The following is a 10,263-nucleotide window of genomic DNA, read 5'->3' as shown; positions in this document are numbered from 1 at the left end:
TGGCGCGCGCGTACTTGAACCGTCCATTGTTGACCGCCGAGCGTTTTGTGCCGGACCCGTTCGGTGAAACCGGCGAGCGCCTGTACCGCACCGGCGACCTGGCGCGTTATCGCGCCGACGGGGTGATCGAGTACGTGGGCCGGGTTGACCATCAGGTGAAAATCCGTGGGTTCCGTATCGAACTGGGGGAAATCGAAGCGCTGTTGCTGGCCCAGGACGGCGTGCGTGAAACGCTGGTGTTGGCGGCGGATAACCAACTGGTGGCGTATCTGGTTGCCGAACATCGCGATGCCGACGCCCTCAAATCAATCCTGCGCGAACAACTGCCGGATTACATGGTGCCCGCGCACCTGATCTTCCTCGACCGCATGCCGCTGAACCCCAACGGCAAGCTGGACCGCCAGGCGTTGCCGAAACCCGAGGCCAGTCAATCGCAACAGGAGTGGGTCGCGCCGGTCAGCGAGCTGGAGCAGCAAGTGGCGGCGGTATGGGCCGATATTCTCGGTGCCGGGCGGGTAGGGCTGACCGATCACTTCTTCGAAATGGGTGGCCATTCGCTGCTGGCGATGCGGGTGGTGTCGCGTCTGCGGCAGGTGCTTGAGCGTGAAGTGCCGCTTCGAAGCCTGTTCGAACAACCGCGCCTGCAAGGTTTTGTTGCCGCGTTGACGAGCGACAGCGGCGCGCTTCTGGCTCCGCCGTTGCTGGCGGTAGAACGCGATCAACCGCTGCCGCTGTCCTATGCCCAGGAACGCCAGTGGTTCCTCTGGCAACTGGATCCGGACAGTGCGGCCTACCATGTGCCGAGCGCCTTGCGCCTTAAAGGGCACCTGGATCGAGACGCCTTGCAACGCAGTTTCGATGCGTTGGTGGCGCGCCACGAGAGCCTGCGCACGCACCTGCACCAGGATGGCGAGCGCGCGGCGCAGGTCATTGCCGCGACGGCGCAGATCAACATGGCATTCATCGACGTCAGCGAAGCCTCGTTGCGCAGCCAGGTGGAAGCCCGGATCGCCGAGCCCTTCGACCTGACCCGCGGGCCGCTGCTGCGCGTCAGCCTGCTGCGCGTGGCCGAGGATGACCATGTGTTGGTGCTGGTGCAGCACCATATCGTCTCCGATGGCTGGTCGATGCAGGTGATGGTCGATGAGCTGGTGCAACTGTATGCCGCGTTCAGCCAGGGCCAGGTACCGCAACTGCCGCACTTGCCGGTGCAGTACGCGGATTACGCGGTGTGGCAACGTCACTGGATGGAGGCGGGCGAGAAGGCCCGTCAACTGGAGTATTGGCGCGGCCTGTTGGGCGGTGAGCAACCAGTGCTGGAGCTGCCGCTGGACCATGCCCGTCCGACCCGTCAAAGCCATCGCGGCGCAAGCCTGGACATCGAGATACCGGCAGCCTTGGTCGCCGACCTCAAGGCCCTGGCCCAGCACGAAGGCGTGACCTTGTTCATGCTGCTGCTGGCCTCGTTCCAGACCCTGTTGCACCGCTACAGCGGGCAGCAGGACATCCGCGTCGGCGTGCCGATTGCCAACCGTAACCGGGTGGAAACCGAGCGCCTGATCGGCTTTTTCGTCAACACCCAGGTGCTCAAGGCCGAGATCGACGGGCAGCTCACCGTGGCGCGGTTGCTGGCCCAGGTCAAACAGCGTGCGCTGGAAGCCCAGAGCCATCAGGACCTGCCGTTCGAGCAATTGGTGGAGGCGCTGCAACCGGAGCGCAACCTGAGTTTCAACCCGCTGTTCCAGGTGCTGTTCAACCATCAGACACAGGATGTCGCACGTGACCCGGGCCAGCCACTGCCGGGCCTGCGGGTGGACGGTCTGGCGTGGGAGAGCCACACCGCGCAGTTCGACCTGAGCCTCAACACCCACGAGTCTGCCGAGGGCCTGGCTGCGTCGTTGACCTACGCCACCGACCTGTTCGAGCCGGCCACCCTGGCGCGCATGGCGCGCCATTGGTTGAACCTGCTGGGCGGCATGGCGGCGGATGCGCAGCAGCGTATCGATCAACTGCCGTGGCTGGAGCCCGCTGAACGGCAGGCCACGGTCCATGACTGGAACGCCACTGGCCGTGACTATCCGCTGCAACGCTGTGTGCACCAGTGGATCGAAGCACAGGCGGCCCTCACGCCGGATGCTCCGGCGCTGGTCTTTGGCCAACAGCGGTTGAACTACGCCGAGGTGAACCGCCGCGCGAATCGCCTGGCCCATCGCTTGATCGAGGCCGGTGTCGGCCCGGATGTGCTGGTGGGCGTGGCGGTGGAGCGCTCCGTCGAAATGGTCATCGGCCTGCTGGCGGTGCTCAAGGCCGGCGGTGCTTATGTGCCGCTGGACCCGGAATACCCGCGTGAGCGCCTGGCCTACATGCTCGATGACAGTGGCGTGAAACTGCTGCTGACCCAGGCCCATTTGCGCGAGCAGTTGCCGATTCCGGCTGGGCTGGCAACGCTGGTCCTCGGTGAATCGACGTTCGAGGACTACAGCGACGCCAACCCGGGCATTGAGCTGGATGGCGAAAACCTCGCCTACGTGATCTACACCTCGGGTTCCACCGGCCAGCCGAAAGGCGCCGGCAACCGTCATTCGGCGCTGACCAACCGTCTGTGCTGGATGCAGGAGGCCTACGCGCTGGACGCCCGCGACAGCGTGCTGCAAAAGACCCCGTTCAGTTTCGACGTGTCGGTGTGGGAGTTCTTCTGGCCGTTGATGACCGGTGCGCGCCTGGTGGTGGCTGCGCCGGGGGATCACCGTGATCCGGCCAAGCTGGTCAGCCTGATCAACGCCGAACGGATCACCACGCTGCACTTTGTGCCGTCGATGCTCCAGGCGTTCTTGCAGGACGCCCGGGTTTCCAGGTGCCACAGCCTGCAACGCATCGTGTGCAGCGGCGAGGCATTGCCGGTGGATGCGCAGCAGCAAGTGTTTGCCAGGCTGCCCCAGGCCGGGCTCTACAACCTGTACGGCCCGACCGAAGCCGCCATCGACGTGACGCACTGGACATGCATCGAGGAAGGCTGCGACACGGTGCCCATCGGTGAACCGATCGCCAACCTGCGTACCCATGTGCTGGATGCCGGTCTGTCGCCGGTACCGGTCGGCGTGGCTGGCGAACTCTACCTGGGCGGCGAGGGCCTGGCGCGCAGTTACCATCGCCGCCCGGGGCTCACCGCCGAGCGTTTCGTGCCATGCCCGTTCCACGCCGGCGCGCGGCTGTATCGCACCGGCGACCGGGTGCGCCAGCGCGCCGACGGGGTTATCGAATACCTCGGGCGCCTGGACCATCAGGTCAAGCTGCGTGGCTTGCGTATCGAGCTGGGCGAAATCGAAGCGCGTCTGCTCGAACACCCGGATGTGCGCGAAGCCACGGTGCTGGTGGTGGACGGCAAACACTTGGTGGGTTACCTGGTGCTGCAACAGCCTGGCGACAGCTGGCGCGAGCGCTTGAGCCAGCACCTGGGCAAGCATCTGCCGGACTACATGGTGCCGGCGCAATGGGTGTCGCTGGACGCCATGCCCCTGAGCCCCAACGGCAAGCTGGACCGCAAGGCCCTGCCCAAACCCGAGGCGGCGGGCCGTGCCTATGTGGCGCCGCGCACCGAGCGGGAGCAGCAGGTTGCGGCGGTCTGGGCGCAGGTGCTGGATGTGGAGCGGGTGGGCGTACATGACAACTTCTTCGAGCTGGGCGGCCACTCGCTGCTGGTGTTGATGCTCAAGGAGCGGCTGAACAAGGCGTGTGGTATCACGCTGACGGTCAACCAACTGATGCTGCACCCGACCGTGGCCGCGCAGGCAGCCTGCATGCAGGGCAGCGCAAGCCATTCGCTGATCGTGCCGCTCAACAGCCAGACCGAGGGCACGCCGCTGTATCTGTTCCATCCAAGCTTCGGCTCGGTGCATTGCTACAAGGCGATTGCCCTGGCGTTGCGCGAACAGCGTCCGGTGCACGGGGTGATCTGCCGCGCCCTGGTGGATGAGCGCGGCGAGGTGCCGGAATGGGCCGAGATGGTCGAGGATTACGCGCAGCAGTTGTTGAGTGCCCAGCCGGAAGGCGCATTCCGCCTGGCCGGTTGGTCGCTGGGCGGCAACCTGGCCATGGAGGTGGCTTATCGTCTGGAGCAGGCCGGTCGCACGGTGGAGTCCGTGGGGTGGATCGACGCGCCGCCGCCGGCACGCTTTACCGCATTCTGGAACCAGGGAGCGTTGGTGGATGAGCGGGTCATCTCCGCTGCCGAACGGCGTGCCGAGCTGTTGGCGGTGATGTTCCCGGCGTTCGCCGAACAGATCCACGGCATTTGGCACAGCGCGGCGGGCAGTGAGGACGAGCAATGGCAGCGCCTGTCGGCGTGGGCCGACGCGACCCTGGGTGACAGCTACCGCGTGCTCAAGGACGAGTTGCAAGAGGGTGGCGAAACCGAGCGCTCCTGGGCGATCAAGCAGGTGCTGGACCAGCGCCTGCAAGACACCGACTACCGCGCCATCCAGGCGCCGGTGTATTGCTGGTGGGCGGCGCTGAGCGAGGGCGGTATGCATCAGGCGCTGATCGAAGCCGGCATGCGCGAGGTGATCGGCCAGTCCGGTATCCAGCGCTCGGAGGTGATCGACACCACGCACCACCGCATTGTCGATAACGCTGAGTTCATCCGCAGCTTTGCGGCGGCGATGAAGTAGACGCCGGCGGCAAGCGACGCCCCTGATCATCCTCGATGGTCAGGGGCGTTTTCTTTTGTGGGCCTTGACGTTGCCGAGGCATTTGCAACAGCCATGAAAAAAGCCCGCGAGTCACAGGACTCGCGGGCTTGGGGTGGTGCAGGTATCAGAAGTCGTAGCGGGTGGTGACCATGACGTTGCGTGGGTCGCCCGGGTAGGCGGAATCATAGAAACCGATGTTGGTGTAGTAGTGCTTGTCGAACAGGTTGTTGACGTTGAGGGTGGCCGACAGCTTGTCGGTGACCTGGTAGCGGGTCATCAGGTCAACCAGCCAGTACGGATCCTGGGTGAACTTCTCGAAGCGTCCGCCGCCCGGGTAGCCCCAGTTGTTGACGGTCTGCCAGCCGGCGCTCTGCCAGCGCGCGCCACCGCCGACGGTGAGCCTGTCCAGGTTGCCCTGGAATTTGTAGGTGGTGTAGAAGCTGACCTGGTCTTGCGGCTCCCAGGTGGCGACCTTTTTGTTGTCGTCGTCCCGGGCGATCTTGTGGGTGTAGCCCGCTTGCAGCTGCCAACCCTTGGCCAGTTCGCCGGAGATTTCCGCTTCGTAGCCCTTGGTTTTGGTCTTGGTGCCGACGTAGGAGTAGTCGACGCCCGGCTGGGAGTTCCACACGGTGTCGGCGATCGGACGGTTTTCTTCGTGCACTTCGAAGTAGGCCAGGCTGGAGTTCAAGCGGCCACCGAAGAATTCACCCTTGAGCCCGAACTCGTAGTTCTTGCCCTCGTTGGGTTCGAGCATGGCGCGGGTACGGGTGCGGTACTGGGTTTGCGGCTGGAAGATCTCGGTATAGCTGGCGTACGCAGTGAAGTTGTCGTTGAGGTCGTAGGTCAGGCCGGCATAGGGCACGACCTTGCCGCTTTCCTTGGTGTCGCTGGTGCCGGTGACCTGGTAATTGGCGATACGCGAGCCGAGCAACAGGTGCAGTTCATCCGTCAGGCTGAAACGGCCAGTGACGTAGGTGCCGGTCTGGCGGGTGGTCTCGTCGTTGATCTTGGTCGCGGTCCACAGCGGCTCGATGGCCTGGCCGTGCCAGTTGTAGAAATCATAGGAGTTGTCGAAGTAGGTGGTGGCGGTGTAGTCCTTGGCCTTCCACTTGGAGATGGACAGGGACTGGCCGATCACCAGTTCGTGCTCGCGACCGAACAGTTCGAACGGGCCCGAGGCATACACATCGAGGCTGTCGCTGGTGGTATCGCCCACGTATTTGCGTGCATAGATCGAGCTGGCGGTGGCGGAGTCCTGGGAGATGTAGCCCAGCGGCGCGTTGTAGCCATTGATCTGGTGGTTGTATTGGCCCTTGGTCACCCAGCCATTGTCGAAGGTGTGTTCCAGGGTGGCGAACGCCGTGCGGCTGTACTGTTCCCACGAACCCCATTTCGGGCCGTTGTTGAACGAGCGCGGCACGTCGAGCTTTTTGCCGGTGGCATCGAAAATGGTACGGGTGCCGGTCCAGCTGGAGCCTTTGGGATCGCTGTCCTGGTAGTCGGCGCCCAGGGTCAGCAGGGTGTTTTCGTCCAGATCGAACTCGAGGATGCCGTAGAGCACACCGGTCTTGCGCGAGTAGTGGTCGAGGAACGATTTTTTATCCTGGTATGCCGCCACGACACGACCACGCACGTTGCCGGTTTCGGTCAGCGGGCCGCTCACGTCGACCTGCGAGCGGTAGTTGTCCCAGGAACCGGCGCCCAGCTCGATGCTGCTCTTGAACTCGGAGGTCGGTTTCTTGCGAATCAGGTTGATGGTACCGCCCGGGCCGCCGGCGCCGGTGAGCAGGCCGGTCGCGCCCTTGAGCACTTCGACGCGGTCGTAGATCGCCATGTCGGTCAGGGTCTGGCCCGCCGAGTATTGGGCGTCGCGCAGGGTCGGAATACCGTCGTACTGGAAGTTGACGATGGAGAAACCGCGCGAATAGTAGTTGGTGCGTTCGGTGTCGTAGGTCGATACGGTGATGCCCGGGGTGTGGCGCATCACGTCGTCGATGGCGTTCAGGCCGAAATCATCCATGACCTGGCGGGTCACCACCGAGATCGACTGCGGCGTTTCCCGTGGCGTCAGCACCATGCGCGTGGCGGTGGCGATGGTGCCCGGGGTGTACGAACCGGTGCCTTCGGTGACGGTACCCAGCTGGTTGGCGGTCACCTGGGTGGTGCCCAGCTCCAGCCCCGACGTGGCGACAGCGCTGATGGTCACCGCGTTGCCTTGCAGGGCGTAATGGATGCCGGTGCCCTTGAGCAGCGTGGCGATCGCCTGTTCCGGCGCTTGCTTGCCCTTGATGGCGGTGCTGTTCTTGCCTTGCACGTCGGTCGGGCTGTAGAGCACTTGCAGGTTGGTCTGCTGGCCGAATGCCTGCAGCGCCGTCCCCAACGGCTGTGCAGGAATGTCGAGCTCGATCTCTTGGGCCTGTACATAACCGGCAATGGGCATCGAGACCGCGAGGGCAAGCGCGCTGGGCAGCAGGTTGATGTTCAGGGCCCGTCGCATGGAGAGCGCTTTGCTCAAGGGGCTGAGACCGAGTCGTGCTGGCATGGATGCTTTCTCTTCTGGGTTTTAGGTTGGCAGTTATAGGTATTTGTTGAGGCTGGTTCTCATTAACACTAGTGAGACGTTCCTACTTGGAAAAACCGGAAAAGAAATTTCACGCCGGCGCCATTTCGTGCACGACCTTGCCCGCACGCAGGCGCACCAGTTGGTCGGCGATGTCGAAATAGCGGTCGTCGTGGCTGATCACGATGATGGTTTTGCCCAGCCGCTTGAGGTCCGGCAGCAGCTCGGTATAGAAAATGCGGCGGAAGGCCGGGTCCTGGTCGGCGGCCCATTCGTCGAACACCAGCACCGGACGTTCTTCGAGCCAGGCGTTCACCAGCGCCAGGCGCTTGCGCTGGCCGGTGGACAGGTCGGTGGTGCTGAACACACCGTCCTTGACGCTGACCTTGTGCGCGATTTCCAGGCGTTCCAGGTATTTCGTCGCACTGTCCAGCGACTGCGTGGCGCTGCCCTGCACCAGGTCATCGAACAGGTAGTAGTCGGCAAACACGGTGGTGAACAACTGGCGATAGTCATCGCGCAGCGGGTCGGTCACCGCTTCGCCGTTCAGGCGGATTTCCCCGGCGTGGGGTTGATACAGGCCCAGCAGCAGCTTGATCAGGGTGGTCTTGCCGCAGCCGTTTTCGCCGACGATAAACACGATATCGCCCTGCTTGATGCTCAGGTTGATCGGCCCCAGATGGAACGGCTCGCTGCCTTCCACCGGCGGCGGGCTGTAGCTCACGCCGCGCAGTTCCAGGCTGTGCACCAGCGGTTGCGGTGCCTCGGTGTCGTCCATCAACAGGTGCGGTTCGGGCGACGAGAAACGCTCGGACAGTTCGGTGATGCGCGTAAACGCAATGCGCGCCTTGCCGATGATCGGCAGGTAACCCACCACGTGCTCCAGCGGGCCTTTCATGTACAGCAGCACCAGCACGAAGCCGGTGATCACAGCCGGATCCGGGTTGGGGCTGTAGGCCTGCATCGCCAGCGCGATGCCGATGACCACGAAAAACAGCATCGAACCAAAGGTCTTAGCGACGATATAGATGTTGACCGAGCGCACCTGGATATCGCTGATGCGATCGGCGGTTTCCTGAATGCGATGGGTGTTCATGCGGTAGCGGCGCGGGCGGTGGATACGCAGCTCCTTGGCCCCCGAGGCGATTGCCGAGTAGTAACGCTGCAACTCGTCTTCCTGGTCGCGGGCCTCATCGAAACCGCGAATGCCCTTGTGGCCCGCGATGAACTGCACACTGCTGCCGATCACAATGGCCACGATCATCATCAGGAACATCGGCACCGACAGGTACGCCAGGTAACCCAGGCAGCCCAGGGTCACGGTGGTCGCGATGGCCAGCGGGGTGAAGGCGAAAGAGAAGTCGCTGATGGTGTCGACGTCATGGGTCAGCACCGGGATCAGGCGGTGCGAGCGATACCGCTCGATCTGCTCGATGGGCGCCGACAAGACTTTCTCGCCGAGGTCCTTGCGCAGCGCGGCGATGATGCGCTGGCCCACATAGTTGGTGCCGATGTCGGACACGATCGAACTGGTCAGCGCCAGCAGGCACAGCGCAGCGAAGGTCAGGACCACGCCCTGGGTCATGCCGGTGGACGAGTGCAGGGCGTTGTTGATGGTGGCCAGCAGCAAGGTGATAGCCAGGCCGCCGGCCATTCCCAGGGCGACCGAGACGGTCACGATGGTACGAAAGGGCCTGAGCAATGCGAGCAGACCATTGAAGGCGCCGCGCTTGGGGTCGGTCATAAATACTTCCCGGAGAGTGAAAAGAGGGGGCTGGGCACACAGACCCTTACCCATGACAAACGAAGCGTCGGGGCGAGTATTTAGCGCGGCGTGCCCAGCGGTGGGCGGGGGGATAAATCGGCGGCGGGCTGGTTCGTTCTTGTGAGGTAGGCGCACGCGTATGAGCGCGTGCCTGAACTATCCAGCGAGAGCGAGACAATGACGAAAAAGAACCTGGTGTACGTGTGGTCCCTGCGCAATGCCGCAGCCGACAAGGCTGGCCAGCCGGTGGCCTACAAAGATCACGAGCGCTACATGAAGTCGGTGCTGGAGTTTCTGGTGGGGTCGCTGAACGATACCCCGCTGGGACAGGCCTACAACCTGGTGGGTGTGGTGTACGACGATGACGCGCAGAACCCGCGCGACCAGCAGTTGGTCGCCGATTACGGCTTTGCCTACCAGCCAGGGCGCCAGTGGCTGTATCCGGCGGATCTGCGCGTGCAGGGTCACCTGGTCAACGACCTGCTGCTGAGCGTGCCGTCCACCTACCGCCGCCTGCCCCGGGGCAGTGCCGAACACATCGCCGGCAAGCAGGATTTCGAACGCCGCCTGCATGACACACTGGTGGAGTTGAAGGCCGATATCGTGGTGCTCGACGGTCTGTTGGTGATCCTCGACGAGCTGGTGCGTCCGGGGGCACCGTTCGCGCGACGCATCATGAACATTCACCCAGGCATCACCCGTATCGAGTCGCCCTACGAGCGCCGGGGCGCCTATGCGACCTGGAATGCGCTGTACGGTGCCCGTGGACAGACGGTGGTGGACTGGGCCACCCGGGAAACCAAACCGTCGGAACCGCTGTACCTCACCGGGGCCTCGTTCCACTACGTGGACAACGGCATCGACTCCGGCGAAGTCTTCCACGACGTGCTCAAGACCGAAATATCCCCGGAAGACACCATCCTCGAGTTGCGCTGGAACAACTTCAACAACAGCCTGTTCCCGGCGCTGCATGAAGGCTTGGCGCTGCTGGCAAACGCTTGAGAGACAGCCACTGCCGGGCTTGTCGGATCGCCGCATCGCCGCGAAGACGGCGGCACTGCTGACACAGATGCCGCCTGACCCATCGCTTTCGCAGCCTCGCCGGGGCTCGACAGCTCCCACAGGGGATTGGCAGCGGCTGAAAAGACGCTGCCAACAGGTCCATCGCGCCGGATACTTTCTCACCAACAACAGCGTTCCAATGTGGGAGCTGGCTTGCCTGCGAAGACTGCGGCACTGCCGACACAGAT

The 10,263-nt window shown here is 63.6% G+C and carries 4 protein-coding genes; 2 read left to right on the top strand and 2 right to left on the bottom strand.

Annotated elements, in window-relative coordinates; all coding sequences use genetic code 11:
- Nucleotides 1-4,667 (top strand): amino acid adenylation domain-containing protein (locus tag ACW9IB_RS28550; RefSeq protein WP_457416638.1); only part of this gene is annotated, 4,667 nt, incomplete at its 5' end.
- A gap of 145 nt (nucleotides 4,668-4,812) precedes the next feature.
- Here ACW9IB_RS28550 and ACW9IB_RS28545 read toward each other — a convergent pair.
- Both ACW9IB_RS28545 and ACW9IB_RS28540 read right to left on the bottom strand, forming a co-directional pair.
- Nucleotides 4,813-7,230 carry a TonB-dependent siderophore receptor gene (locus tag ACW9IB_RS28545; RefSeq protein WP_457368546.1) on the bottom strand — a complete coding sequence of 806 codons (2,418 nt, stop codon included), beginning with the start codon at nucleotides 7,228-7,230 and terminating at the stop codon, nucleotides 4,813-4,815.
- Between the two features lie 109 nt (nucleotides 7,231-7,339).
- Nucleotides 7,340-8,992: a cyclic peptide export ABC transporter gene (locus ACW9IB_RS28540; RefSeq protein ID WP_457368545.1), complete on the bottom strand. Its 1,653-nt coding sequence runs from the start codon at nucleotides 8,990-8,992 to the stop codon at nucleotides 7,340-7,342.
- Between the two features lie 198 nt (nucleotides 8,993-9,190).
- Here ACW9IB_RS28540 and ACW9IB_RS28535 point away from each other — a divergent pair, with 198 nt between their 5' ends.
- Nucleotides 9,191-10,015: a N(5)-hydroxyornithine transformylase PvdF gene (locus ACW9IB_RS28535; protein WP_457416636.1), complete on the top strand. Its 825-nt coding sequence runs from the start codon at nucleotides 9,191-9,193 to the stop codon at nucleotides 10,013-10,015.
- Nucleotides 10,016-10,263 lie beyond the last annotated feature (248 nt).

The organism is Pseudomonas sp. SDO524_S393 (assembly GCF_054071875.1).
The sequence above is the reverse complement of the archived record's forward strand: the minus strand, read 5'-3'. Positions and strand labels throughout refer to the sequence as shown.